The following is a 354-nucleotide window of genomic DNA, read 5'->3' as shown; positions in this document are numbered from 1 at the left end:
CAACAAAAAATATCTGACAGTAATTTGGAAAAAATTGTTTTTCAACGAAATGAACGACTAAATCAAATTAGTTGGCCACAAGATGATATTGAAACAAGCGCGCCAACTGCAGAAGAAAAATTGGCAGTCTTGATTCAGATGAATAAAGATATGCGGGTGACGATAACTGAGCAAGGTAATCAGCTAGCAGTTGCTCGAAAAAAATTGCAATCTGTGCAGCAAGAATATCAAGATGGACGACGAATTGCTGATTTATATACACAATTAGCAAAACGACAACAAGATTTACAAGAAAAAAAGACGTTTAAACCAGAAATTGACCAGAAAACAGTTTGGTTGCGCACATTACGTTGG

1 protein-coding gene is annotated in these 354 nt (G+C 35.9%); it reads left to right on the top strand.

All coding sequences use genetic code 11. The features are described from left to right. Positions 1 to 354, top strand: a 354-nt coding sequence (locus CP370_RS09795; RefSeq protein ID WP_158227051.1) for a hypothetical protein, incomplete at both ends; no start/stop codon positions are given.

It is taken from the genome of Lactobacillus sp. UMNPBX19, assembly GCF_002553805.1.
Taxonomy (GTDB): Bacteria; Bacillota; Bacilli; order Lactobacillales; family Lactobacillaceae; genus Lactobacillus.
The sequence above is the reverse complement of the archived record's forward strand: the minus strand, read 5'-3'. Positions and strand labels throughout refer to the sequence as shown.